The sequence below is a fragment of the Collinsella sp. AM10-26 genome (genome assembly GCF_003472525.1).
Taxonomy (GTDB): domain Bacteria; phylum Actinomycetota; class Coriobacteriia; order Coriobacteriales; family Coriobacteriaceae; genus Collinsella.
Genome location: NZ_QRMC01000001.1, coordinates 156,318 through 182,327 on the forward strand (window position 1 = coordinate 156,318; position 26,010 = coordinate 182,327).

Genomic DNA, 26,010 nt, shown 5'->3' on the forward strand with positions numbered 1-26,010 from the left:
GCGCACGTGCTAATGGTTGTATCTCTTCACTGCAGACTCGTGGCAATACTGACGCAGGTGCTCGATATTGACATCGAGCCACGCCGTTCTTTCCAACAAAGTCTCTTTCAGCTGGGCAAGGGCCTCATCGTAGTTTTTCGGATTACGCTCATCGGGTGACAGTTTTTCATTTGCCGTCACCAGTTCCGGGTCAAACGAATATCCCCACACCAAGTAATTTCGATTCCGAGCGGGCTCCAAATAAGCCGCCGCAGAATCAATGGTGGAAATGAGAGTTTCGTCCGACAGAGCACCTTTGCGCAATTCTTTATAGCGATCGATAGTTCGCTCCACAAACCGCTCGTCTTTCAGCAACATGAAAAACAGGGGTGATCTCATCATTATGAAACCGTTGTAATTGGAATAATCATCAGCCATGTAATTGTTGAATGCGTTGTTGTAGTCCCACAGTGGACCCACTGCGAGCTTTCCGCCTAAATCGCGATAAAAATAAGTCGAAAGCTCGCCAGAATCCGCGTTAAGCGTCAACTCGTTGATAAGGAAATAGTCCACGAATGAATCAATGTCAATGTAATTCCAATAACCGTAGTCGCTTGTATCGTAATCGTATGAATACAGCGATTTCTCAAATTGGAAGAACTCCCTTTCAATCCAATTGCGCTGTGCCTCTGTCAGATTATCCTCGGACGGATAGACGATATCCAACGGTTGCGAAGTCTCACGAATCTCATTTAAGAAATCCCGGAACGTTCCGCTATCGCGCGAAAGCCAATCGCGCTTCACAATGAAACTCGTCGTAATCGAATTGGGGTCGCTTTTCTTAATGTCAACGCGATCATCACCACGGCGAACAGTCTCCATGAGCACGTACACGCCTTGGTATGTGTCATTTACGAATAGCTCAATAAGACGCACTTCCGGCGTATAGGGCATGATTTCACCAAACACGCTCATGGCAACATAGTTGCGCAGAAGCGTTTTATCTAAGAATGGACCGTGCAATGCCCAGCTCGAGCCATCGCCCATCCCCAGCAGGTCGTGATCCTCGGATGTAACGCGGTCCTCTTGAGTAAATTTTAACTGATAGCTCGGTTTACTAAAATAGCGAGAACTATGGCCGCGTATACGCATTTCCGCTTGAGCATCCACTTGGGGGTCATCGGAAAGACGAACGGCGGCGGGGTCGTCCTCGTCGGATGCGAACAACTCAAAAGATACGGGAATCGTCTCACGACCATCAGCCGCCAAAGAAGTAAGCAGTACGCCGTTTTCATCGTGCGACATTCCGTCGTTTTCATCAGTTAGGTACCGCCCCGGGATCTCCTGTCCGCGCGTATCGATGCTGATGACGGGCAGGTGCGACGCAAACGTATTGGGATCGATGTTCAGCGACGAAGCAGCCTCCCGATCCGCCTCGGGCAAATCGGCAAGCTGCTGCATGGATTCATGTTGCTGGTAGCGTTCGTATTTCTGGACCTGGTCGGAGGAGACCAAAGTCACACCCGCACAGAACAGCAGGGTAAAAACCGCGGTGACAACTGCGATGGCACGGTACTTCATGGCAGGTTACCTAGCTGCCGATCTCGTCCGACTGGGCAACAATGTTGACATACTCGATTCCACCCAAAGCGTACAGGGCCTCGGTAACCGGCTTCTCGGCGGCGCGCTCGCCCTTGTTCAGCATGCCGCGCGTCATCTCATACATGAGCTCGACGGATTCCTCGGTGGTGTTCTTCACGCGCTGCATGGCCTTGCCCTTGAAGTAATCGAAAACGATGCCCTCGATGGCGCGCTCCTGCGAACGGGCGCCGCGGATGACAAGCAGGGTGCGGACGTCGTTGCGCACGCGGCCAAGGACCAGAAGGACCGCGAACACGGCCACACTGCCAATGCCTGCAACCATGAACTGACCAACGCCGCAGCAGATACCGCAGATAATCGTCCAGAAGATGTACGTGGTGTCACGGGCGTCCTTGATGGCCGTACGGAAACGGACGATGGACAATGCACCGACCATACCGAGGGACAGCGCGATGTTGTTGCCGATGACCGTCATGACCGTTGCCATGAGCACCGTGAGCGTCACGAGGTTGATATTGAACTTCTGCGAGTAAATCGTGCCCGAATGCGAAAGCCAGTAGGACAGCGAGATGATGAGGCCCAGCACGATGGAAACGCCGATGCGAAGGGCGACGTCCTCGGGTGTGAGCGACATGCTCGACGTTTCAAATAGCTGGTAGATCTGCTCTTTCATGCCAGTTGCCTTTCTTAGAACTGATACGCCATGGTTGCGCTGCGCGCAAGACAGTACTTACTTACCGACAGTTCGCTTTTGTCCGCTCTATTGACGATGGAGCGGATATAGCTGAGGAGGAAGCCGTTGTACTTCACCTCAAGAACCACATTGAACGGGTCGAAAACCGAGGTCAGGCAAAGGTTTTCGTCAAAGATGTCAAAATACGTCTCGGTAGCGCGGATATTGCGGTCCAAAGTGATGCGCGTTGAGTTTTCCTGCGCGGTAAACGCCGTGCGGTCGTATTCGACAATCGCCTTGGGGCGGTACCCATTGATGGACATCAGCGCGTGCATCTCCGCCGCAAATGGCTCGGGACGCGTGGCCAAAAAGTCATAGGAACCGTTTATCAAGCTGCGGGCTTCGTCACGGGTGACAAAAAGCGAGCGTTTGCGCTGCACGTCGCCCTGCTTTTGCTTAAGCTCGAGCAACGCAAAAGACGCGTCCGGCGAATACGTGCGCAAACGCACCTTGCGGCGCACCGCAAGGCCGAACAGTTTTTCAACGTAATCATTCTCGTGCGGGGTATCAAACTACAGGGAGCGAACCATGTATCCGCCCGGACGGTTATGCTCATCGTGTTTGAGGACGGCCCCCAGCTGGCTTTCTAGCTGCAAAGCGGACGCGGCATCGAGAAGGAACTTCCTCTCTTTTCTGTCCACATTGCGCATCGACTGGCACCCTTTTCGGTTAGAACGCTCAATATCTGTCGCTCAGACCATGAAGGAACATACGGGCGAAACAGACTTGCTTGTCATCACAAAAAGCACATTAATTATACTCGTTCGTGACTATATGTAAAGCGCAGAACGGGGACCGTATCGGATATACGGTCCCCGTTCACGTTTGACCCCGCCCGCAATGTTTCTCCGCTCGGTCTACTCCTGCGGGTACACCTCATCGGTCACCGGCTCGAGCCACTCGTTCGAGCAACCCTCGCCCGGAACTTCGAACGCGATGTGTGCAAACCAGCTGTTAGCAGCGGCGCCGTGCCAGTGCTTCACGCCCGCGGGGATGTAGACCACGGTACCCGGCGTGAGCTCCTGCGGGTCCTTGCCCCATTCCTGGTACCAGCCGCGACCGTCGGTGCAGATGAGCATCTGGCCGCCGCCCTGCTCGGCATGGTGGATGTGCCAGTTGTTGCGGCAACCCGGCTCAAAGGTGACGTTCGACATACCAATGCCCTGCGTTGCGGGGTTGGTCAGCGGGTTGAGGTAGGAGTTGCCCGTGAAGTACTGGGCATATGCGCTGTTGAACGTGCCCACGCCGAACATGGGGGCGAAGTCGACCTCGCCCTCGGGCGCCTCGGCGCCGTACACCTTCACCGCCATGCGGAACGCCGCCCATGCGTTGGGCCAGCCGGCATAGAACGCCACATGGGTGAGAATCTCGGCCATCTCGGAGCGCGTCACGCCGTTGGCCTTCGCCGAAGCAAGATGGAACTCAAACGAGTTATCGACCAGGCCCTTTGCCACCAGCGTGGTAACCGTGATGATCGAACGTAGTTTGAGGCTGAGCTTGTCCTCGCGCGACCACACCTCGCCAAAGAGGACGTCATCGTTGAGCTGCGCGAACTTGGGCGCAAAGCTTCCCAGTTGATCGCGTCCCGCCGTTTGTTTCACCATGATCAGCTCCTCTCGCCTTGCACCACCGATCGAGACCCTGCCGCCCGAGTGCGGCGGACATGTGTGCCTTTATTTGAACTATGTTTCACCTTAAACCATGGAGCCGACTCCAAGACAAGCTTTTCTGCATACTTTACTCACTTAATTCATTGAGCTGAGAGTTTGGAGTTGTCTATGAAGCGTTTTGTTACCGAGGATTCGTTTTGGGAGCTCTTTCCCGGTGCGTCGTTTGGTATCGTTGTTGCACAGAACATGAAGTCGCCCGAGGAAGTCGACCCCGAGGCCGTTGCCGAGATCGCCCATCTGCTCGACCGCGCCAACCTGCAGGCCGAAAAGCACCTCGTGAGCAACGCGCTCTCCGAGAACGCGGCGGTGCGCGTGTGGCGCGAGGCCTATCGGCAGTTCAAGACCAAACGCGGCGCCCGTTGCTCCATTGAGAACCTGCTCAAACGCGTGCTCAAGGGTAATCCCGTGGGCTCCATCTCGCCGTCCGTCGACATCTACAACACCGTGTCGCTCCGACACGCCCTGCCGCTCGGAGGCGAGGACATCGACACGTTCCGAGGCGACCTGCGCCTCACCATCACCGAGGGCGGCGACGCGTTCACGCCGCTGGGCGAACACGCGGAAGACGACCCCACGCTGCCCGGCGAGCTGTGCTACGTGGACGACGCCGGCGCGGTGTGCCGTTGCTGGAACTGGCGCGACGGCGTGCGCACGGCTCTGACGGACAACACCCGCAATGCGTTCCTGATCGTTGAGTGCGTCGACCCGGAACGCATCGAAGACTGCCGCACGGCCACCGACGAACTCGCCGCAATGGTCGAGCAGTACCTCGGCGCAACGATCGCCGTCAAGGAGCTCGTGACTAGCGACAACCGCGAGGTCGTCATCAAGAAATAATTCGCTCGACGGGCCCGGCTGGCCATTTTTGTCAGTTTTGCGCGATGGGAGACCGCTCGAAAGCTCGATGGCCGAACTCTTGCGCTTTCAAAAGGAGCCGCGCTTGGATGTTTCCTGCGGTTTTATCAATCGGGGCAACGCGGGCACAAACAAAATGAGCGCAGAACTGTCGGCCAGCGAAGTCGCGTCGTGCAAAACTGGCAAAAAACGCCACCAGAGGCGATCTGCAAAGAAAAAAGCGGCCCGCGAATGTGAATCGCGGGTCGCTTCGTTTCATATGGGCGAGTGGTTAGCCACGCTTGCGGCGGAGCGCCGGGGCCATGGCCGCCAGGCCGAACGCCGCGCACGCCACGGCCACCTCGAGCTGCACATCGCCCGTCTGAACGAGCGCCTCGCCGCCCTTTTCGGGAGCCTTGCCGCCCGAGCCGGTGCCCTGACCGGGTTTGCCGTTACCCGAACCAGATCCGGGCTTGTTATGGCCCACGGCACCCGATAAGGGGTGCCAAAACCACCCCGCAAAGCCCTCGATTATGAAAGGAGTGCCGGAACAATGCCAAAGCGCGCCTCAGCACCGAAGAGCCGCACCCTCATGTATACGCAGCAGCTCTCGCATCTGCCCTTCAGCGACGTCGATTCCCTCTACGAGGCCATCGAGAGCAGGCTCGGCCCAAAACGATATGCGGGCATCATCCACGACCATGACATGAAGGACAACGGCTCGTCTGTAGCAGACCACGTCCATGTGATGATGTCGTTCAGCAACCCGCGCTCCCCCTCAAACGTCGCGAAGCTCTTGGGCGATAAGCCGCAAAGCGTCGAAATCTGGACGGGGAGGGCCGCGGAAAAGAACGGCTTCTCCTATCTCTGCCACCGGACCGCTGGCGCACGGGGAAAATTTCAATATCCACTCGATGCCGTTCGCGCGAACTTCGACTACGTCAAGGAGATGGAGGGCATCGAGGCCGACGTCATCCGCTCCACCAGCCATTCGAACATCAAGGTGCTCCTCGACGCGCTTCTCGACGGCTCCATCGACAGGGAGGCGCTTGTCTCGCAGCTCTCGGGTTCGGAATTCGCCCGCGCGCGGAAGCAGATCGATGATGTATACGCCCGCAGACTTCAGGTGCAGGCGGCGGAATGGCGAAAGCGGATGCTCGAAGAGGGCAGGGAAATCACCACCATCTGGATCTTCGGTCCACCCGGCGCAGGGAAGACGTCGCTTGCAAAGAAGTACGCGGAAGAACGGGGCACAGGCTACTTCGTGTCCGGCTCCACGCGCGACATCTTCCAGGGATATGCGGGGCAGCACACCGTCATCCTCGATGAGCTGCGACCGAAGTCCATCGGGTACGCTGACCTCCTTCGCATCACAGATCCGCATGCGCTGGAACATGAGGTCATGGCTCCCGCTCGCTATTTCGATAAGGCGCTTGCAGTCGAGCTCATCATCGTCACCAGCCCCTACGATCCCCTGCAGTTTTACAGCGAGCAGGTCGGCGGCGCGCGCCCCCTGCGCAGCTATGACGGATCGACGGCTTCGGGCAGCTTGAGCGCCGTCTGGGCCTCGTGGTCGAGATGCAGCAGAAGGAGATTTGCGAATCGCGCTTTGACGTGAAACTGGGTAGCTATTGGCCCGTCAAGGGTTCCGAGCGCCCGAACCCGTTTTCCAGCTTCGGGCGCGGCGCTCAATCCTCAAACCGCAGCAGCGAACAGCTCTACGAATCGCTGCTGGGTTAGGAAGCTGGCATTTCAACCGCCTCGCTACGGTAGAATGGGCCCATCGTTTGCGAGGCTCCCTTCATAGAGAAAGGGGGCTCACATGGCCGAAAGAAGAGACAGCAAGAATCACATCTTGAGGCCCGGAGAGAGCCAGCGCACTGACGGCAGGTACATGTACAGATACACCGACTTCAGCGGCAAACGACGCGCTGTCTACAGCTGGACGCTTACCGATAAGGACTTCGCTCCCAAGGGCAAGAAGCGGGGCACATCGCTTCGAGCCCAAGAGAAGCAGATCGAATTCGATATGCTCAACCAGGTCGTTCCCAATGGAAACAATCTTACGGTTCTCAGCCTTGCGGAAGCGTATACGTCTCTGCGAGCCGGGGTGCGGAGCAGCACCCGCGCCGGCTACAAAACGGTGCTCAACGTCCTGCGTAAAGACCCTTTTGGGTCTCGTCGCATCGACAAGGTGACGTTTGCGGAGGCCAAGGCGTGGCTCGCGCGTCTTCAAACCGTGGATGGTCGCGGCTACAGCAGCATCCATTCGATTCGGGGCGTCCTTCGTCCCGCCTTTCGGATGGCCGTCGAAAACGACTGGATTCGAAAGAACCCCTTCGACTTCGAGCTGGCCACGGTCGTGGTGAACGATTCGGTGACACGGGAAGCGCTGACACGGAAACAAGAGCGCAGGTTCCTTGAGTTCGTCAAGGCCGACCGTCACTACTCGCGTTATTACGAGGGCATCTTCATCCTGTTCAAAACCGGGTTGAGGATATCCGAGTTCTGCGGCCTGACAATTGCCGATATCGACTTCGGGGCGCGACGCATTCGGGTCGAGCGGCAGCTACAGAGAACAAGCGACATGCGCTACGTGATCCAGGCGCCGAAGACCGAGAAGGGCATCCGGTTCGTCCCGATGTCCGATGAGGTTGCCGAGTGCTTTCGCAAGGTCATTGCACAGAGACCCGCACCGGAAAACGAACCCGAAATCGATGGCCTGAGCGGCTTTCTGTACTTGGACAAGAACGGTATGCCCTTGGTCGCCTTGCATTGGGAGCACTACTTCCAGCGCATCGTCGCCAAGTTCAACTCGATCTACAAGGAGGAGATCCCCAAGGTGACACCTCATGTCTGCCGTCATACGTTCTGCAGCAATCAGGCTCGCGCCGGGATGAATCCCAAGGTGCTCCAGTACGTGATGGGCCACAGCGAAATCGGGGTGACGCTCAACACGTACACGCATCTTGGCTTCGAGGAGGCTCGCGAGGAGATGAACCGGCTATCCGTCTAAACATGCGTGGTGTACGGAGCTCGGTTTTACACCATTTCCTACACCGCATCGGGATGAAAAAACCGGTTCGTATATGAGAGGAAGCGTTTTACGGAGTATCGGAAGTCGAAGTAGGATATATGCTGTTATCTGCACTTTTGCTCATATATGAAAGGGTTTGGGACGATACATAGAATCCTGTTCGTCTGTCACGGCAACATCTGCCGTTCGACCATGGCGCAGTTTGTATTTGCCGACCTGGTTACACGAGCCGGGCGCGACGGTGAATTCGTCATCGACTCGGCAGCAACTTCGCGCGAGGAAATCGGCAACCCGCCCCACCGCGGAACCGTGCGCAAGCTGCGCGAGGTCAACGTGCCCGTGCTCGAGCACCGGGCACGGCAGATCATGCGCGAAGAGTATGAAAGCTGGGACCTCATCGTATACATGGACTCGAACAACGAGCGCAATCTTTTGCGGCTCCTCGGGGGCGACCCTCAGGGCAAATGCCGAAAGCTCATGAGCTTCGCAGGCAGCAGCCGCGATGTGGCCGACCCCTGGTACACCGGGGACTTCGACGCCACGTATCGGGACGTCCTCGCGGGATGCAAAGGGCTGCTCGCAAGCATCGACGAAAACGCCGCCATCTGACGGTTGATGGCGTCTCGACCTGCCGAAGCAGCTGCACCTCGGCGATAGTCCGCACGAAGGGGTATCGTAATGAAAGCGATAAACGCTAGCCTTGGGAGATCATCATGAAATTCGGAATGCGCACGCCCAGCATTAAGAAATCCATCAGCGCCCGCACGACGGGCAAGGCCAAGCGCGCGATCAAGAAGGCCATCATCCCCGGTTACGACAAGAAGGGTATGGGCTGGCTGCGCGACCCCAAGAAGGCCGCTTACAACAAGGTCTACCGCAAGACCACATTCGGGCTCAAAGACCTGTTCAAGTAGGCCATAAGAGACGTTGTCCGAGCGGGGGCATATAATGACCTCGAACACTGATAGCACGGAATCGGAGGGTGCATGCGTCTTTTCGGCAACATCATCTGGATGCTCTTCGGCGGCATCTTCACCGCGCTTTATTGGTTCCTCGTGGGATGCCTGTTCTGCATCAGCATCGTCGGTATCCCGCTGGGGCGCCAGGCGTTTAAGATGGCGTCGCTCACGCTGGCACCCTTCGGCAAGACCATCGAGTACGGAGGCGGCGCGCCATCGCTTGTCGCCAACATCTTTTGGGTTATCTGCGCCGGCCTGCCCATGGCGGCGAGCTACCTCATCGCGGGCGCGATCAACTGCATCACCATCATCGGCATCCCCTTCGGACTGCAGACATTCAAGATGGCGAAACTCTCGTTGCTTCCCTTTGGCGCGCGTGTGCTCGGGTAGAGCCCAACGTCGGGTGCGTAACCAATCGCGATGCGCGCCAACCCCAGCACCTACGTCACTGGCCGCAACGAGGATCCTTGGCGCCAGGGCGCGTGACGTTCGAAGCCCCTCGCCGCAAAAGAGCACTCGGCAATCACTGGAAGGCATCGAGGCCTGCACTCAGCGCGGACCCCAATACAAACAGCAGCACAAGAGACAAAAACGGCCACCACGGGCAGCGGCATTATCGCTCCATTCACGGATTGAAGCCGCCGCCCCGTAAAACGTCATTTCCTTCTGCGCCATACTCTTGGAATACTCGAAACGCCGCGACGCGCAACGACGGCCGCTCGCGCGAGGGGCGGCAATTTGAAACGAGGGTCCCATGCTCAACGCAAGTGATGAAAAGCTGGTACGACGCTACTACCTTCTCCCCAAGGCCGCTTGGTATTCCTTGGCGTCCCTTTTTCTTACGGGCGGGATCGCGATACTGCTGGTGATGATCGACAACATCGGCCTGGGCTCCAAGGGTTTTGGGGACTTGCAGATGGTCGTCATGATCGCCCTCATGGTGGCCGAGGGCGCAGCGTGCATCACCTGCGGAATCGCCGCCAGACGCGGATTGAGCGGCGAGCGCTGGCAGGAGCTCGAACGCGCAGCCATCGGAGGCAACGCGGACATCGAGACGAGCGCGGCCGTCGGCGGTGGCATCGGCATGGCGGCTGCGGGGCGCCTCATCGACACCCTGGACAATGATGACCTCGACGCCCTGAGCTCAAGGTTGGAAATCGCCGGCGGCGCGATGGCGGCATACGGCTTCTTCAACACCATGCAACGCATGAGCAAGGCCGCCGCCGCGGTGGCGCACGCGCACGGCATGCAGCTCCCCGGGCTGGGCCGCACGAGGCTCATGATGCTCGGACTGCCGCTTGCCATCCTGACCCTCGCGTTTGTTCCGCGCTTTATCGATTCGGCCGCTCAGTCCTCCGCCGCGCAGCAGGCATCCGCCCGCACCATCGCCGCGTTCAACAACGCACTCGAACCGATATGCAGCTACATCATGGCCGACGACCCGCTCGAGCACCGCCAAGACAGCGGATACCGCGTGAGCGGAAACATCACCAACGTCGACGGCGACATCATCGCGAACGTATCGGTCGAGACAAACGAGCTCGGGGCCGTCGACAGCGTGATCTACAACGCCGATGTGGATATCAACCGCACACCCGAGGAGAACCTCGCGTTTGCCGAGGAGACCTTCTCTCGCTTTCACGCGGCGCTCGCCGATGTAGACCTCCAAGCGGAAGGCATCGAGCTGCTCGATACGGGGCTTGTCCAGACCCCGACGCTACCCGAAGAGTTCCGCGACGCATTCCTCGCCGGCGACTACTACACCGCCATCGACACGGACCTCGACGACACCGGGACCCTCCGCGCGTGGGCGCTGTTTGACACGGACCCGGAGGAGGAGTTCGACGAGTACTCCATGCCGCAAATTTCCATCTTCCTGGTCGCCAAAAACAGTTAGACGCCGCGGCTACGGGTGGAGCGCTACCAAATTTGACTAACTTGTAACCGGGTGCGCCTCCTAGACTGCGGCCCATGCGATATGACAGCACCGACAAGCGATGTAAATGGACGATATGTCCATTATCTTGCCCGCAGTTTGATAGCGCGCTCGCCACAGAGGCCTAAAGTGGCATCGAACGCGCTCGATTTTGATTGTGCCGGTTACAAGTTAGTCAAATTTGGTAGCCGCCTCGCCGCAAGGGACAGTGCGGGCGCGCGAAAGCGCGCCCCTTCTCACATCGGCGGCGTGATTCTTGCCGATGCCCGAAGGGGCGCGCGTTGATTACAAGCAATATGAGTTACATCCAGCCACGAACCCAAGCAGCAAAATCATCTTGATGCGGGGCACCACCCCGGAGCCCCGCATCAAGTCGAGCTTGTTATCCCATCTTCTATTGGGCTCGATGCCCCGAACCAAATCGATCTCGTCGCCTCATCCCCGGTCGCGATCGGCGCCCCGCGCCCGACCAGACTCGCTGGCCCATCCCCAGCCAGGATCGGCACCCCACACCTGGCCGACCCCGTCGCCGCAGCTACTCTTCCCGATCGTTCTTGCTCGCGCGCTTCCAGTGCAAGCCGCGACCCAGGCGGTGCGCCACGCGCTCCACCTCGGCGTCACTCGTGAGGTGGTGTGGCTTCATGCGGCTCGTCACCGAATCGCGCCGCTCGAGCGCGATGGGCTCCATCACAAAACCCTTACCCGAGCGCATGTTCTCCTTCGCCACGCTGATCATCAGCTTGATGCGATTGAGCTGGTTCACCTCCGACGCACCCGGGTCGTAGTCGACCGCTACGATGTTGCTCTCGGGATGCTGGCGGCGAAGCTCCTTGATCACGGCCTTGCCCACCACGTGGTTGGGCAGGCACGCAAAGGGCTGCGTGCAGATGATGTTGGGCGCGCCGTGGTCGATCAGGTCGAGCATTTCGGCCGTGAGCAGCCAGCCCTCGCCCATGTTGTTGCAAAGCGACAACACCTGGCCGGCCTTTTCGGCCATGACGGGAATGGGCTCGGGGCGCTCGAAGCGCTTACTGTGCTCAAGCAGGTCCTCCACCGGCTTGCGCATCCAATCGACCAGGCGAATCGCCGCGTCCATCGTCGCGCGCTCGACGGCCGAGCTGCCCAGCTCGTTCTTTTGCACCTGCGCGTTGCTCATGGAGTACAGGAAGAAGTCGAGCAGGCCGGGGACCACGGCCTCGCAGCCTTCCGCCTCGATGACGTCGACCACGTGGTTGTTCGCCGTGGGGTGGAACTTGACGAGGATCTCGCCCACCACGCCCACGCGCGGCTTCATGCCCTCCCCCATGAGCGGCAGCGCGTCAAACGCGTCGATTGCCTCGCGCGACAGCTGCGTGTAGCTGCGGCGCGTGAACTTCGGGGCCATGCGGCGCGCACGGTCCATAAACTGCTCGAACAGCTCGTTCGCAGAGCCGGGGCGAGCCTCATAGGGGCGTGTACGGTAGAGCATCTGCATCATGAGGTCGCCAAACAGCACACTGTACACACACGATTTGAGCATCGCGGGCGTCAGCTTGAAGCCGGGATTTTGCTCATCCAGCTTGACCGCAGACAGACTGATCACCGGGATGTCGGGATGACCGCTCTCGCGCAGCGCCTTGCGGATGAGTGCGATGTAGTTCGTCGCGCGGCACCCGCCGCCCGTCTGCGAGATCACGACCGCCGTCTTGGACAGGTCGTAGCGGCCGCTCTCGATAGCCTCCATGATCTGGCCGGTTACCAGAATCGACGGGTAGCAGATGTCGTTGTTCACGTAGCGCAAGCCGGCCTCGACGGCGCCGCGATCCGTGGACGGCAGCAGCTCCAGGTTGTAGCCGGCCGTCTGGAAGACCTCTTTGATGAGGTCAAAGTGGATGGGCGCCATCTGCGGGCACAGGATGGTGTAGCCCGCATCGCACATCTCCTCGGTAAAGGGCACCTTGGGGAACGCCGCGCTCTTGCTGGCGCGTTGCGCCTCGAGCGCATATTTGTGCGTGGCGAACACCGGCGCGTCCGTCGACGGCTCCACAGGTGCCGCGTCGCCCGCCTCATACGCGTCGCCAGCGGCCGCGGCCTCAGCAGCACGCTCGGCCTCCTGGTCCTTCAGCGCCGCCATCAGCGAGCGGATACGGATGCGCGCCGCGCCGAGGTTGGACACCTCGTCGATCTTGAGCACCGTGTAGATCTTGCCGGAAGCCTCGAGAATCTCCTGCACCTGGTCGGTGGTGAGGGCGTCCAGGCCGCACCCAAAGGAGTTCAGCTGGATGAGGTCGAGGTCGTTGCGCATGGTCACGAAGCGCGCGGCGGCATACAGACGGCTGTGGTACATCCACTGGTCGACCACGCGAATCGGGCGCTCCGGCTTGACCAGGTGCGCCACGGAGTCTTCCGTGAGCACCGCAAAGCCAAAGCTCGAGATGAGCGAGGGCAGCGAGTGGTTGATCTCGGGATCGTTGTGGTACGGGCGCCCCGCCAACACGATGCCGTGCCCGCCGTGCTCCTCGATCCAGTGCATGGCCTCCTCGCCCATGGTCTGGATGTCCTGATGGAACCGCGCGTCGGCCTCATACGCCGCGTTCACGGCGTCGTCGATCTCGGTGCGCGTGAGCTTGGGCCCGCGCACACGGCCGTGACCAGCCTCGGCGTCCGCCACGCGCTCGACGGCAAGCAGCTCATACAGGCGACGCTTGAGTTCGATCTTGTCGTGGTAGGGCACGAACGGGTACATGAACTCGACGTGCTTCTCGGTGAGGTCGTCGATGTTGAGGCCAAGCGCCGTGGGGTAGCTCATCACGATGGGGCAGTTGTAGCAGTTGCCCGCAGACGAGTCTTCCTTGCGCTCCCAGCGCACGCAAGGCATCCAGATGAAGTCCGGGTCCTTGGCGATGAGGTTCATCACGTGGCCATGGGAGAGCTTGGCTGGATAGCACACGGACTCGCTCGGCATGGACTCGATGCCGCTCTCGTACGTAGCCTTGCTCGAGTTGTCGGACAGCACGACGCTAAAGCCCAGACGTGTGAAGAACGCATGCCAGAACGGGTAGTTCTCGTACATGTTGAGCGCGCGGGGGATGCCCACCGTGCCGCGCGGCGCCTCGTCGGGGCTCAGGCAGGGACGGTTGAACAGCAGGTCGTTCTTGGCGGCGAAGAGGTTGGGCGCCTCGGATTTCTGCTTCTTGTGACCGGCGCCCTTCTCGCAGCGGTTGCCGGTGATGAAGCGACGGCCGCCGCCGAAGTCGTTAATGGTGAGCTGGCAGTTGTTGGAGCAGCGGCCGCAGCGCGCATGTTTTTGTTCCACGGTGAGCGCGGCGATCTCGGGCGCAGAGAGCACCGTCGAGACGCCGTTTGCACCGGCGCGATCGCGGGCGAGCAGTGCCGCTCCGTAGGCACCCATGCAACCGGCGATATCGGGGCGCACGGCATGCACGCCGGTAAGCTGCTCGAATGCGCGCAGGGTGGCGTCGGACATGAAGGTGCCGCCCTGGACGATCACCTGGGTACCGATCTCCTTGGGGTCGCGCAGCTTGATGACCTTGAACAGGGCGTTTTTGATTACCGAGTAGGACAGGCCGGCGGCGATGTCGCCCACCGTGGCGCCCTCCTTTTGCGCCTGCTTCACGCGAGAGTTCATGAAAACGGTGCAACGGCTGCCCAGGTCAACCGGGTTTTTGGCCAACATGGCCTCGGCGGCAAAGGCACGCACGTCCATGTCCATGGACACGGCGAAGCTCTCGATGAAGCTGCCACAACCCGAGGAACACGCCTCGTTGAGCATGATGTGCTCGATCACGCCGTCGCGCACGCGCAGGCACTTCATGTCCTGGCCGCCGATGTCGAGGATGAACTCGACGCCCGGCAAAAACGCGCGGGCGCCACGCAGGTGCGCCACGGTCTCGATCTCGCCGGAGTCGGCCTTGAGCGCCTCGATGAGCAGGGCCTCGCCGTAACCGGTGGTGGTCACGTGGCCAATCGTGCAGCCCGCCGGGATGTGCTCGTAGAAGTCGGCCATGATGGTCTTGGCGGTGCCGAGGATGTCGCCGTTGTTATTGCCGTACCAGGTATGCAGAAGCTGGCCGTCCTCACCCACCATCGCGGCCTTCATCGTGGTGGAACCCGCGTCGAGACCGATGAACACGCGCCCGGTGTAGCCCGCGAGCTCGCCGCGCGGCACGACCTCCCGAGCGTGGCGCTCGGAGAACTCCGCAAGGTCCTCCTCAGTTGCGAACAGCGGGTCAAGGCGGGCGACCTCATCGCCTTGAGTGTCGCCCAAAGCGTCGATGGCCTCGATGAGCTCGCAAAAACGCACGAGCTTGGACGACTCATGCGCCATGGCGGCGCCCGACGCCACGAAGAGGTGCGCGTTGTCGGGCACGATGATGTGCTCGTCGTCGAGGTTGAGGGTGAGGTAGAAGCGGTGGCGCAGCTCGGAAAGATACTGCAGCGGGCCGCCCAGGAAGGCGACGTTACCGCGGATGGGGCGGCCGCACGCCAGGCCCGAGATGGTCTGAGTCACGACAGCCTGGAAGATGGAAGCGGCCACATCCTCGGGGCGGGCTCCCTCGTTGAGCAGCGGCTGCACGTCGGTCTTGGCAAAGACGCCGCAGCGGCTGGCAATGGGATAGATGGTGGTGGCGTTGGCCGCGAGCTCGTTGAGGCCGCTCGCGTCGGTGTGCAGCAGGGTTGCCATCTGGTCGATGAAGGCGCCCGTACCGCCGGCGCAGGTGCCGTTCATGCGCTGCTCGATGCCGTTGTCAAAGTAGATGATCTTGGCGTCCTCGCCGCCAAGCTCGATGGCGACGTCGGTAGCGGGGATGAGGGTCTCGACGGCACGCTTGCTGGCGATGACCTCTTGGACAAACTCCAGGTCGAGCCATTGGGAGAGCAGCAGACCACCCGAACCGGTAATGGCGCAGGTCATCTGGGCCGTCGGCAGCACGGTCGCAGCGCCCTCGAACAGGTCGCGGGCGCAGGCGCGGACGTCGGTGTGATGGCGCTGGTACTTGGCGTACACGATCTGGTTGTCGTCGTTGAGCACGGCGAGCTTGACGGTAGTGGAGCCCACGTCGATGTCCAGGTGCAGGTTGCCGCGGGCGGCCTCGGGGTTGAAGATCGCGCCTTCGGGGGCTTGGGCGGCGGTGGCGGCTGCGGGCTCAGCGGCGGTGGCGGGCTCGCTAGCGATGGACGTCTCCCCTGCCGTGTTCTTGGCATCGGCAACTGCCTCGGCGACCTTCTCGGCAGCGGCGGTCGCGGCCTTCTGCGCAGCGTCCACCACGGCGGGCGCGGCCTCGCGTGCGGCAGCGACCACACGGTCTTTAATGCCCTCGACGAGTTTGCTCATCTGTTTCTCCTCTTAGTTGTTGGACTTGACGGTTGCGGCGGTGTCGGCCGCGTCCTCGAGCTGCAGGTTCAATAACTTCATGCCGTATTCCGGCACGTTGATATCGATGGGTTGGCCATACAGGTCGCCGGGGCGCACAAAGGCGATAACCGTCATGATGCGCGCCATGGTCTCGGGCGATTCGGAAAGGTCACGCTCAAACCAGCGCTGAATCATGCCGACCTCGGCACTCACGACGTAGGTGACGTAGTAGTCAAAGAACGTGCCCAGCGCCAGGCCCAAAATGCCCGTCTGCGCACGCGGCGCCACGGCCTCACGTGCGGTGTCGATAATCCTTTTAATGAAGGCCTGGTCGCCGCCCGGACCCAGCAGCGCACCGATTAAGTCACGGTTGGCCGCAAGATAACGCAGCAGCTCAACCGAACCGGGCGCCGGCTCGAGCTCGTCAATGTTACGGTAAAGATCGGGCAGCTGAGCTGCGGTGATGAGCTCAATGCGCTCACGAATCTCGGCCAGCAAGCCGTCCTCGATTTGATTGATAAAGTCGGGAATATCGCGGTAGTGCGAATAGAACGTGCGGCGCGTAAGGCCGGCGCGCTCGGTGAGCGACGCAACGTTAATGCGCGAAAGGTCGCCGCTTTCGGCAAGCTCGCTGGCAAGTGCCTGGCGAAGGGCACGCTGCGAACGAAGGGACCGGCGATCGCATTTCTCGAGCTGGGACAAGCATCCTCCTTGTTACTCAGTCTGCGCGCTATTGCACAGTGCGAGTATTATTGCACACCGTGTGCATCAACACGTAAAGGCAATATTTGGAATGTGGCAGAGGGACTGTCCCTTTGTCACATTCACCCTTGTCGCAGAACCCCACCTACATTTTTCGAGTTATTCGGCCTCACTGCCAATCCTCCGTGAATGTCATACGGAATACTCGAGCCGCTTTGTTTTTATTTGGGCGTTTATTCGCTCACTTTTCACAGAATCGAACACCGTAAAGGACGCAGGCGGTTCGAAGAAGGCCCTTCTCGTCAGTAAGCACCCTCGGAAAGGCCGAATAACTCGATTTTTGCTGGTGGCGCAAACGGTGTTGCCAAAAACCGGCCTTGCTCGCCCGCAACGCGGCAAATTGACTATCTCAATGTCGTAGCGAGTTGCGACTTGATCCCGTTAATAGGACTAACAATGGCCCCACGCGTTGCATCATGCCGGTAACAATCGATAAGGAGGCCGACATGAACAACCACGCAAACGATAGCATCAGCGTTACTGGCAAGGACCTTGTCCTCAGCTGCATCAGAAGCAAAGAGCTGCGAGACCACATGCGCAAATACTTATACTGGCCGGCACCAATCATCGCTGGCTCTCTTAAGACGCTTGATGAAAAGCGCACCATGCTCGAGCAACTCCGCAAGGAGGTTTCGCCAGAGCTGACCGAAGATATCGATTCGCATCTCGCCCAACTTAACAGCGCGCTTGAAATGCTCGACAACATCGAGCGCGGCCGCGGAATCCTCCTGTTGCACGTCATGGTCTACAACGAGGAGGAACGCGGCGCCGACGCCCTTGACGGTCCCTTCCCCACCGCATCCTGGGAAGCCGCGCAAACGCTCATGAAGCGCTACATCGAAGAGTATCCTGAAGACGACTGGTCCGAATCGTACTGGAAGATCGACCTATACACCTCAGAAGACCTGCACGAACATCAAACGGCGCAGCCCTCCCTGTCGTTCGCGGCAACCAGGGATGGCGAGCTTATATTTCTCCGCGATCAGCGCAATAACCGCACTCGCAAATCGTATGTCGAAAGCGCCTGGCGAAACGATAGCAGGCGGTTCTGCGCGAACAACGAGCCTATCTACACGCCGTGGGTACCGGGCGACATCCTCAAAATCGACGGCCGTCCCTTCGACCACGGGCCTCGCTTTGCCATTGTGCTCGAAAACGACTACGAGCACACGCTCCGGGGACAGATCTGGTGTGCGGGCCCCAGCAGAGATCACGGCGTTAAGGAGGGTTCGCCTTCATCCGGCACCTTCAGCGACAGTCTCTTGGACCCCTTCATCCCCTCTGCCCTCTACACCGGCGAGCGCTATACCGGCGACTTGCCGGACGACTGCGCCTTTATGCTCGAGCTCTCGCAAAAGTTGCACGATGATCCCGACTACGGCAAACAATGGTCCGAGGGTTCCGTCGGACATGACTGCCTTCAGCCGTATCGCAAGCCCGCCAGCCAATGTGAGTTGGATATTCGTCCGGACATCTTTGAGTTTTTGGACTCGCGCAGCATTAAGGAGCATCTTCAACGAATCAACTACGAGCTCACCACGCCCGTAGCGGCTTTTATCGTCAATTGCTCGCATAAAGCAACGCTACAGCAAAAGCTCGAAGGCTGGCAAAAGATCATCGACAATATGCCCAATTGCGCCATGAGCCGCAGAAACGACACGATCAACATCCCGGACTTCCATGCCTTTCTGCGCAATGTCATCAGGCAGGAGCAAAGAAAGCTCGCGCACTTTAAAAGGACAGACGGCCAGAGTCTGTATTTCTTTGATGACTACTCATGGGACCGGCGCGGGCAGGGCGGTTGTCTTTACGGCCCGTACAGCAGTTATCAAAAGTGCTTCGATGCAACCTGGAAAGGGCTCGACGGTGACGATCCCAAAGCCATCAGGATCACTCGTCGTCCCATCGACCCAGACGAAGATCACTATGCCGACGACATGGTCTTACTCAATGCGAACGGCGAAGTAATGTCTTGCGATTATCGCAACAAAAGCGAGTGGGACGAGGCGGGCACCGCCAGCGATTTCGAGGACATGTGGTTTGATATCCCAACGCCCTTCCATGCCGGAGACATCGTCTGCAACCTCCAACGTCCCGACGAGCCGATGGTGCTATTTGACCTGCAAACTTGGGGATCCGAACGAGTCGACAAAGAGCTGGCCTCCTCCGTCTACAAAGAGCGCCTCGTGCAAAAGGCCGACAAGCTATTGCGTTGGCACCGATATGACGGCGACACCAGCGACATGTACGCCTACGGCTGCCAAGTCTCATCCGCCTTGCATTTCCCCTTCTACATTGGGGAGCCTGAGGGCTTTCTTTTGGACATCGATTATTACCGCAAGCCGCTCAAGTCAGAGGAGCGAATCCTTTACGGCGTCAGGGCATATGTCAAAGGCGACCTGGCGGTTGACTCACTCGCCGCGATGGCCAGCGCATGCGAGCTACAAGCACTGGCGGAGAAAAAGGTGCGTGGCTTCGAGGACGCAGACAGTTGGCTCAAGGACCGCTACCCGGAGCTGTTCGATGCGACGATAGACCCTTTGCTAAAGGGAGATAGTACCGGTTGCTAGGATTAAGGGGCCAACGCCTCAGCGGCGGTGACCCCTTCTGTTACGCTTCGATGCGCTGTTCATCAGCACATCAGCGGTACCATTCCTCCAAATTGCGCGACCACGCATACTCCCAAGTGATCTCTGCGGGAGGTTCGACGATTTGAAGATAGGCCTCCCACATGAGCATGGCTATTTTCTTGAACGGAAGAAATCCGCACGCTCCGCCGAACGCGGGAACCACGATTCGCTGACGTGAGGTTCGCATCGCTTCCATAAGCGTTGTCCTCATGCATTGATAGACAACCAAGGAGTCAACGATGGGAGTGGGGACCCGCATGGTTGGAGTGTGTATGAGCAGAATGTCCTCGTGCCCGGGAATTGGAACTGAAAAGCTCGTACCAACCGGCTGCTCGCCGTAAAACCGCTCCATAATAACCGTTCGCACTCGTTCGGCAAGCTCCGGTCCATACTTATCGGTTATCGCTAGGTCGTAATTGCCATCCATCAAGCCATATGAGTTCGCCGGCGATACGACGGCATCGATTTCAGGCTGCTGTTCGACAAACGCCTTAAAATCACAGCAATGCACCGCAATGCCTCTGTAGCCCCTAAATGTGTCCTCCCAGGCCTCCGCCATACCGGTGCTGTTCGTCACAAGATCCAGCATTATATTCTCCATGGCAATCCTTTCAGTACGCGCACCCCCCATGCACCAGTGCGTTTCCAAAAGTATGTTTGCCGCGAGATTCATATCAGACCCGTTAATGGGACCACAAAGCACAACCTCTGATGGATGCTAACGGCAACGACCGAATTGGAGGTTGCTATGGACAGCAAAGCAGATACCGTGATCACCGATGCCGGCAGGGAGCTCGTTTGCAGTTGCATCAAGGACGATGAGCTGCGTGTTCATATGTTCAAACACATGGGAATGGCAGATGGCTCCCTCTGTAGAATCATCGGCGGTTCCCTCAAGACGCTCGACGAAAAACGAGCCATGCTCGAGCAGCTTCGCAAAGAGGTCTCATCGGATTACGCTGAAGCGATTGACTCCGGCCTTGACCAGCTCAACAGCGCGCTCGATATGCTTTACAACGTTGACCGCGACCACGGCATCTTGCTGGTCTCCGGCATGTTTTACAGTGAAGAGGAGCGCGGGCACGACACCTTTGACGGCCCCTTCCCCGTTGCCTCATGGGGAGCTGCGCAAACCCTCATGAAGCAATACGTCGATGATGACCCCGATGAAGATTGGTCCGAATCATTCTGGCAGATTAAGCTCTATACCGCCGAAGACTTACACGACCGCCCGTGCGCTCAAGCCTCGCTGATATTCGCCGCGACCATGGCTGGCGATTTGGTCTTTTTGAGCGATCGCCGGAATCAGCGGACTCCGCACCAAAGCATCGATCACTTGCCGTGGAACAATAGCAAGCACTTCTGCGCCAATGGCGAGGTCTTTTACACTCCCTGGGTCCCCGGCGACATCATCAAGATCGACGGTCGGCCCTTCGATCACGGTCCCCGTTTTGTCATCGTGCTCGAAGACGACTACGATAGTTCGTTCAAAGGCCAGGTTTGGTGTGCCTATCCGAGCAAAATCTACGGCGTTGAGGAAGGCAATCTCCGCTTGAGGGATTTCACGGACGGCTTCCTCGACGACTTCACGCCCTCTGCCCTCTATACCGCCGAACGTTATACCGGCGAATTGCCCGATGATTGCTCCTTTATGCTCGAACTCTCGAAAAAGCTGCACGATGACCCCAGCTACGGCAAACAATGGTCGGACGGATCGGTCGTACACGACTGCCTGCAGCCATACCGCACATCGGCCGGTCCCAGTGCCAACGCTATACGTTCGGACATTCTCGAGTTTCTCGACTCGCCTGACATCAAGGAGCATTTGAGAGACATCGGCTACGAGTTCACCACGTCCGAGGCGGCATTTATTGTTGCCCGTTCGAACGAAAAGGCGCTACGGCAGAAGATCAAGGGCTGGCAAAAGATTATCAACAACATGCCCAATTGTGCGATGAACAGGCGATACGGCACGTTCAATATCCCCAACTTCCATGTCTTTCTTCGCGACGTCATCAGATGGGAGCGCAAGAAAATCGCCCGGTTCAAACAGCCTGGCAAGCACATGTATTTCTTTGAGGACAAGACGGGAAGTCCCCATGAGAGCGGGTGCAATTATGGCCCCTACACCAGCTACGAAAAATGTTTCGAGGCAATCTGGAATGAGCTTGAGGAGGAAAATCCTACCTCGATAGAAATAACGCGCCGCCCGATCGATCCGGACGAAGACTACTATGCCGCCGACAGGCTCATGCTCAACGCAAAAGGCGAAATTATGGACTGCCAGCTGAGCTGCATCGACATGGAACGCGAGGGCGAAGACCCCACTTTCGCTTTTGAGTTGATGTGGTTTGACATCCCGACGCCATTCCACGCCGGCGACATCATTTGTCGTCACGGCGACCCTGGCGACCCCATGCTGCTTCTCAATATGCAGACATGGACCACGCAGCGGGTCATGGATGAGCTTCCGCCTTCCACCTACAGGGAATGCGCCGCAAAAAATGCCGACGACCTGCTCAGACACCATCGGCAAAATGGCGATACGAGCGACATGTACGCCTACGGCTGTCAGATTGAATATCCCCTGGAGTACCCCGTCTATATCGGAGAGCCGAGTTGTTTTCTTCTCGACATGGAATACTGCCGCGTCCCGCTCAAGCCGGAGGCGAGAATTCTGTACGGCGTGCGTGCATATTTCGACGGCTACCTGGGTCTTGACTCGCTTATTGCGCTATCAAGTCTTTACGAGCTGCAGGCGCTGGTCAAGAAAAAAGCCGAGCTGTTTGAAAGGGAAGACGGCGGGCTCAAAACCCGCTATCCGGAGCTGTTCGATGACACGATAGCCCCGCCGGCACGATTCAAAACAAAGAGGAGCTAGCCATGGACATCTTGGATTTTGTTGACTCGCGGGACATTCGGGAGCATCTCCGCAGCATCGATTTTCGGCCTAGCACCGTCGAAGCCGCCTATCTCGTTTGGTTTTCGAAGACCGCCACGCTCGAGCAGAAATGCGAAGCCTGGCGGGAGATCGCCCGAACCATGCCCAATTGTTCATTGGAAGCTACTTATGCCGGTCTCGGAAGGCCGGCCATCCCCGATTTCCATGCTTTTTTGCACTGGACAATTGATTACAACAAGCGGTGTCTCGATGCATTTATGAGTGGGACGGGCTACGTTTATCAGTATGAAGAGGAGATTGTGCCCGACGGGCAACTTTGTGGGGCCTTCGGCGCGCCATTCAGCTGTTATGAGAAATGTGCCGAGGCGTTGCGCGGTGATGATGAACTGGCGAGCCGTCCAGAGACACGCGTACGCATCACCCGGTGCCCGCTCGATATCGATGAAGCTCATCGCCGGGAAGATTGGCTCATGGTGAACGGCAAAGGTGAGCCCCTTTCCGTTTATTGCCCTTCAGCCGGCCCCGTTGAGAACGATTGGGAGATCGCATTCGAGTTCATCTGGGTCGATATCCCCACGCCGTTCCATACCGGCGATATCGTCTGGACGCCGCCAGGCAGTGTCCGTGAGCCGTTCACGTTGTTCGATCTGCCCACGTGGGACCGGGCTCGGCATGAGGCAGAGCTTCGGCAGGCAGACCGTTCTGACGAATGGCTTGATCATGCGCAGCAGCGCCTCGAGCACTATCGCCATGCAGGGGATATCAGCAACATGCGTGCCACTGGCTGCTCGATTACCTACAACGAGACGTTTCCCCTCTACATCGGCGAACCAGACCCGCTTTACCTGAATCTTGAGTACTATCGCAAACCACTCGAAGACGAGCAACGAATTTTAATCGCCGCCCAGGCCTACCTGCGCGGCGACCTGTATGTCGACTCACTCATCGCGTTTATCGACACCATAAGGATGGAGTCCAAGGCAAAGCGCAACCTGAAAGAGCTACGTCTGGATCAGGCACCGCTCAAGGAGAAGTACCCGCAGCTATTTAAGTAGAGGCCGTCATGTCCGAATCCACAAGAAGTCGCACCAACAACTCGGAGACTATCGTGCACGAAGAAATAATCAACCTGATCGAATCTCCGGAGCTGCGAGAGCATTTGCTGCATAATCCACAGCTGCTGAGCGGCGATGATTACTCACAGATCATCGGTGGCGCATCGATTGAAATCAACCGCAAACGGGAGATGCTCAGCAGGCTGATTGTTGCCGAGCGAAACTCGTCAGACGACACTTTTGATTGGTACGATCCAGAGGATTGTATCGATTACATCGACGACTGCTTGAACGTGCTAAAGGCCGTCGACGGAAACAAGAAAATGCTGCTCATCAGCGAAATTAGCTTTGTCGATAGCGAAGTGGGATCTGCCATCACGCATGGCCCCTTCCCCGTGGCATCGTGGCCGGCCGCCCTGACGGCAATGAGGACATACGCAGGCAAGTGGAGCGGAAAGACAGATTTATCGTCCTCATATTGGATGATTGAGCTGTTCAACCTTGCCAACGACCCAAGCTGTTCATACCCCTACGACGGCTTTCTAGAGCCGGACTACACTTACTACGCAAACGCCTCCGGCGAAATCCAATACATCTGCAGAGAAGAAGAGGGGGAATGTGGCGAGGCGCTCGATTGCATTGTGGGCGAAATCTTTGGACCGTGGTTTAAAGGGGCATACATTGGCCTGCCCACGCCGTACAAAAAAGGCGACATTCTTGAGATTGACTGCAGGCCCTGGGCACCAGGACCTTGTTATTGCCTGGTGGCGAACTCGAAATTGGACTGTCTGTACCTCGATCGCGATGGACAGATTTACTGCGGCTCTATCCCCTATGGCAGCTGCTTTGCCGGATGGGCACACACGAACCTGATGTTGTCGCCCGTGCTCAGAGCAAGGAAAGTGACACAACCCTTACCGGAAGAATGCGCTACCTTGCAAGCGATCGAGCTGGACCGGATAGAGGACTTGCTAGAAGAGTGTGCCGGCAACAAGGAGAAAGAGCCCGGCTGGCTGGATATATATCGGCATCGCGCGCGGTGATGGAGGCCACGGAGAAGCCATAGCGATCCCCCTTGGCAGGTCTCGTCCACAATCTCTACTCAGCATCTAAATCTACATAGATATGAAAGGGGCCGTGTCCAACAAGGCACGGCCCGTGAATGAGGACCAAGATAGCTTTGAGCGATATCAAGGTATTTTACGCCGCCCAAGCCCCGTATTTAATGTCGAACTTGGGCGGCGGCTTTCCCATTAATCAATCGAACGCCATGCTTAGGACGATTTTTTTCATCGTCTCCTTTGCCTCGTCAAGACGACTGCCCTTGAAGAAATACCAAATCATCAGGTCGACTTCATGGAAGCCAATATCTGGGGCGGAGCCGTTATTTGAACCAACTGTCTGGTTTTCCTGCTTTCGCCACTCATTAATACCATCAACGATATGGCTGTAAAGATCGAGATATCCCAGATAGCCCCGAGCGACCTGGGCGTCAGCGTTTTTATCACCCTCGTCAGGTGTGGCAACGAGTTTGTTAATCGTAGCTCTAATCCATGCATATCGGTTTCCATAGCGGCTCAATGGAGTGTCATTGTATTTCTTACACCATTCGTTAAGCCACTCACTCTCATTGTTGCCGTAATCAATATAAGCATCTGCAAAATAAGGAAGCATTGTGCCGACGACCGTGTCATAGATGCAGAAGTTATCCGTATCATAGATATAAGAGTCGTTCACCTCACGCCTGCTTAGATTGCGACAGCCATGATGGCAAAACTTTGTTGCAAAGGAAAAATTGCTTCGATTGCACTTAAGGTCGCTAGGGTCCTCGTCCGGCAATAATTTATAAGTCATATTAGTTGTAGCGCGCGCAATGCTGGCAACAAGATTCGCTCGAGACTCAGGATCTTTTCCCAACAGACTAGAGCTCAGCTCATTATTATTCGCGTACCGATTCACAAGATATGCCGCAGTTATTAGCGTCCCGCCAGTAAGCTCGACTTCGCCCTTATCCTCTTCGATTTCGCAAAGCCGTTTGAGCTCGGCATTCATCTTGGCCATTAGCTCATCTTGGCTACCCTTTACCGTCACTGCAGCCAAATGCGTCGAATTCATTTTATTAGTAAAATAAACAGCCTCCCGGATGGCGCAGGCATCGCCATTTGAGGCATCCACATACTTTTCGTGAATTGTGTCCTGATCAATCCACGTGTAATTCGAGTCGTTATTCACCAGGCCATTCACAAAGGCAATATTTTTATCGCTAAAAACTGGGAAACCTTTCTGGTCTAAGTCAAACTCGTAATACTTATCCGGATGAAGTGAAGCCTCAACGGAAGAAACGAGTCGCCTAACATTCCGATCTTTACGCGTTGTCATTGGACGCTCCTTTCTGGGCCCAGCAGAAGCTCGCTCGGCTTTGCTCTTAATTCGATGGTAATTCGTGGCTCACTTAAAAGCAGCTTCTTGGCTGCTGAACGGTTAGCTTCTGTTGGTAGACGCATCGCCGGGCTCTTTGCGAACTGCCATCCGCAGACATTAAACCCGACCCGTGG

The 26,010-nt window shown here is 57.8% G+C and carries 19 protein-coding genes and 1 pseudogene; 11 read left to right on the forward strand and 9 right to left on the reverse strand.

What is annotated here, in order from left to right; translation table 11 throughout:
* Positions 1-9 precede the first annotated feature (9 nt).
* The 4 genes and pseudogenes from DW123_RS00715 to DW123_RS00730 form a co-directional block, all read right to left on the reverse strand.
* Positions 10-1,560: a CotH kinase family protein gene (locus DW123_RS00715; RefSeq protein WP_118272945.1), complete on the reverse strand. Its 1,551-nt coding sequence runs from the start codon at positions 1,558-1,560 to the stop codon at positions 10-12.
* Between the two features lie 10 nt (positions 1,561-1,570).
* Positions 1,571-2,254: a DUF4956 domain-containing protein gene (locus tag DW123_RS00720; protein WP_117743924.1), complete on the reverse strand. Its 684-nt coding sequence runs from the start codon at positions 2,252-2,254 to the stop codon at positions 1,571-1,573.
* Positions 2,255-2,268: 14 nt separating this feature from the next.
* Positions 2,269-2,814 (reverse strand): annotated as a pseudogene (locus DW123_RS00725) (polyphosphate polymerase domain-containing protein); the annotation flags it as partial.
* Positions 2,815-3,171: 357 nt separating this feature from the next.
* Positions 3,172-3,918, reverse strand: coding sequence for a carboxymuconolactone decarboxylase family protein (locus DW123_RS00730; RefSeq protein WP_117743925.1), 747 nt, complete (start codon positions 3,916-3,918; stop codon positions 3,172-3,174).
* Positions 3,919-4,092: 174 nt separating this feature from the next.
* Between DW123_RS00730 and DW123_RS00735 the strand changes: the two genes are divergently transcribed.
* A complete protein-coding gene (locus DW123_RS00735; protein ID WP_117743926.1) occupies positions 4,093-4,821 on the forward strand; it encodes a B3/4 domain-containing protein in 729 nt (242 codons plus the stop codon).
* Positions 4,822-5,110: 289 nt separating this feature from the next.
* Here DW123_RS00735 and DW123_RS00740 read toward each other — a convergent pair whose 3' ends face one another.
* Complete coding sequence (locus DW123_RS00740; RefSeq protein WP_117743927.1) at positions 5,111-5,305, reverse strand: hypothetical protein; 195 nt, start codon at positions 5,303-5,305, stop codon at positions 5,111-5,113.
* A 66-nt stretch (positions 5,306-5,371) separates the two neighbouring features.
* Between DW123_RS00740 and DW123_RS00745 the strand changes: the two genes are divergently transcribed.
* The 6 genes from DW123_RS00745 to DW123_RS00770 all read left to right on the forward strand — a co-directional run bounded on the left by DW123_RS00745 (position 5,372) and on the right by DW123_RS00770 (position 10,711).
* On the forward strand, positions 5,372-6,436 hold the full coding sequence (locus DW123_RS00745) for a Rep family protein (protein WP_117743928.1): 1,065 nt from the start codon (positions 5,372-5,374) through the stop codon (positions 6,434-6,436).
* Positions 6,437-6,640: 204 nt separating this feature from the next.
* Complete coding sequence (locus tag DW123_RS00750; protein WP_117743929.1) at positions 6,641-7,834, forward strand: site-specific integrase; 1,194 nt, start codon at positions 6,641-6,643, stop codon at positions 7,832-7,834.
* A 165-nt stretch (positions 7,835-7,999) separates the two neighbouring features.
* On the forward strand, positions 8,000-8,464 hold the full coding sequence (locus tag DW123_RS00755; protein WP_117743930.1) for a low molecular weight protein-tyrosine-phosphatase: 465 nt from the start codon (positions 8,000-8,002) through the stop codon (positions 8,462-8,464).
* 104 nt (positions 8,465-8,568) lie between these two features.
* Entirely contained in the window at positions 8,569-8,769 is a 201-nt protein-coding gene (locus DW123_RS00760) for a hypothetical protein (protein WP_118272946.1), read from the forward strand.
* Positions 8,770-8,841: 72 nt separating this feature from the next.
* Complete coding sequence (locus DW123_RS00765) at positions 8,842-9,204, forward strand: YccF domain-containing protein (RefSeq protein WP_117743990.1); 363 nt, start codon at positions 8,842-8,844, stop codon at positions 9,202-9,204.
* Between the two features lie 364 nt (positions 9,205-9,568).
* The gene (locus tag DW123_RS00770; protein ID WP_117743989.1) at positions 9,569-10,711 is read left to right on the forward strand and encodes a hypothetical protein; all 1,143 of its coding nucleotides are present in this window, start codon (positions 9,569-9,571) and stop codon (positions 10,709-10,711) included.
* A gap of 574 nt (positions 10,712-11,285) precedes the next feature.
* Here the strand turns inward: DW123_RS00770 and DW123_RS00775 are convergent.
* The gene (locus DW123_RS00775; RefSeq protein WP_118272947.1) at positions 11,286-16,085 is read right to left on the reverse strand and encodes a 2-hydroxyacyl-CoA dehydratase; all 4,800 of its coding nucleotides are present in this window, start codon (positions 16,083-16,085) and stop codon (positions 11,286-11,288) included.
* A 12-nt stretch (positions 16,086-16,097) separates the two neighbouring features.
* The gene (locus DW123_RS00780; protein ID WP_117743743.1) at positions 16,098-16,808 is read right to left on the reverse strand and encodes a TetR/AcrR family transcriptional regulator; all 711 of its coding nucleotides are present in this window, start codon (positions 16,806-16,808) and stop codon (positions 16,098-16,100) included.
* A 506-nt stretch (positions 16,809-17,314) separates the two neighbouring features.
* Here DW123_RS00780 and DW123_RS00785 point away from each other — a divergent pair.
* Positions 17,315-19,438, forward strand: coding sequence for a hypothetical protein (locus DW123_RS00785; protein ID WP_118272948.1), 2,124 nt, complete (start codon positions 17,315-17,317; stop codon positions 19,436-19,438).
* 70 nt (positions 19,439-19,508) lie between these two features.
* Here DW123_RS00785 and DW123_RS00790 read toward each other — a convergent pair whose 3' ends face one another.
* A complete protein-coding gene (locus tag DW123_RS00790) occupies positions 19,509-20,099 on the reverse strand; it encodes a macro domain-containing protein (protein WP_158570699.1) in 591 nt (196 codons plus the stop codon).
* 147 nt (positions 20,100-20,246) lie between these two features.
* Here DW123_RS00790 and DW123_RS00795 point away from each other — a divergent pair, with 147 nt between their 5' ends.
* The 3 genes from DW123_RS00795 to DW123_RS00805 are packed head-to-tail and all read left to right on the forward strand — an operon-like array spanning position 20,247 to position 24,498.
* Positions 20,247-22,379 carry a hypothetical protein gene (locus DW123_RS00795; protein WP_118272950.1) on the forward strand — a complete coding sequence of 711 codons (2,133 nt, stop codon included), beginning with the start codon at positions 20,247-20,249 and terminating at the stop codon, positions 22,377-22,379.
* Positions 22,380-22,381: 2 nt separating this feature from the next.
* Entirely contained in the window at positions 22,382-23,455 is a 1,074-nt protein-coding gene (locus DW123_RS00800; RefSeq protein ID WP_118272951.1) for a hypothetical protein, read from the forward strand.
* A gap of 8 nt (positions 23,456-23,463) precedes the next feature.
* Entirely contained in the window at positions 23,464-24,498 is a 1,035-nt protein-coding gene (locus DW123_RS00805) for a hypothetical protein (RefSeq protein ID WP_118272952.1), read from the forward strand.
* A 214-nt stretch (positions 24,499-24,712) separates the two neighbouring features.
* Here the strand turns inward: DW123_RS00805 and DW123_RS00810 are convergent, their stop codons facing one another.
* Positions 24,713-25,834 (reverse strand): hypothetical protein, encoded by a 1,122-nt coding sequence (locus DW123_RS00810; protein ID WP_118272953.1) that lies wholly within the window; start codon positions 25,832-25,834, stop codon positions 24,713-24,715.
* Positions 25,835-26,010 lie beyond the last annotated feature (176 nt).

Coding starts and splice junctions, on each gene's coding strand:
- DW123_RS00715 (WP_118272945.1), bottom strand. CDS start 1,560: ATGAAGTACCGTGCCATCGCAGTTGTCACCGCGGTTTTTACCCTGCTG.
- DW123_RS00720 (WP_117743924.1), bottom strand. CDS start 2,254: ATGAAAGAGCAGATCTACCAGCTATTTGAAACGTCGAGCATGTCGCTC.
- DW123_RS00730 (WP_117743925.1), bottom strand. CDS start 3,918: ATGGTGAAACAAACGGCGGGACGCGATCAACTGGGAAGCTTTGCGCCC.
- DW123_RS00735 (WP_117743926.1), top strand. CDS start 4,093: ATGAAGCGTTTTGTTACCGAGGATTCGTTTTGGGAGCTCTTTCCCGGT.
- DW123_RS00745 (WP_117743928.1), top strand. CDS start 5,372: ATGCCAAAGCGCGCCTCAGCACCGAAGAGCCGCACCCTCATGTATACG.
- DW123_RS00750 (WP_117743929.1), top strand. CDS start 6,641: ATGGCCGAAAGAAGAGACAGCAAGAATCACATCTTGAGGCCCGGAGAG.
- DW123_RS00760 (WP_118272946.1), top strand. CDS start 8,569: ATGAAATTCGGAATGCGCACGCCCAGCATTAAGAAATCCATCAGCGCC.
- DW123_RS00765 (WP_117743990.1), top strand. CDS start 8,842: ATGCGTCTTTTCGGCAACATCATCTGGATGCTCTTCGGCGGCATCTTC.
- DW123_RS00770 (WP_117743989.1), top strand. CDS start 9,569: ATGCTCAACGCAAGTGATGAAAAGCTGGTACGACGCTACTACCTTCTC.
- DW123_RS00775 (WP_118272947.1), bottom strand. CDS start 16,085: ATGAGCAAACTCGTCGAGGGCATTAAAGACCGTGTGGTCGCTGCCGCA.
- DW123_RS00785 (WP_118272948.1), top strand. CDS start 17,315: ATGAACAACCACGCAAACGATAGCATCAGCGTTACTGGCAAGGACCTT.
- DW123_RS00790 (WP_158570699.1), bottom strand. CDS start 20,099: ATGGAGAATATAATGCTGGATCTTGTGACGAACAGCACCGGTATGGCG.
- DW123_RS00795 (WP_118272950.1), top strand. CDS start 20,247: ATGGACAGCAAAGCAGATACCGTGATCACCGATGCCGGCAGGGAGCTC.
- DW123_RS00800 (WP_118272951.1), top strand. CDS start 22,382: ATGGACATCTTGGATTTTGTTGACTCGCGGGACATTCGGGAGCATCTC.
- DW123_RS00805 (WP_118272952.1), top strand. CDS start 23,464: ATGTCCGAATCCACAAGAAGTCGCACCAACAACTCGGAGACTATCGTG.
- DW123_RS00810 (WP_118272953.1), bottom strand. CDS start 25,834: ATGACAACGCGTAAAGATCGGAATGTTAGGCGACTCGTTTCTTCCGTT.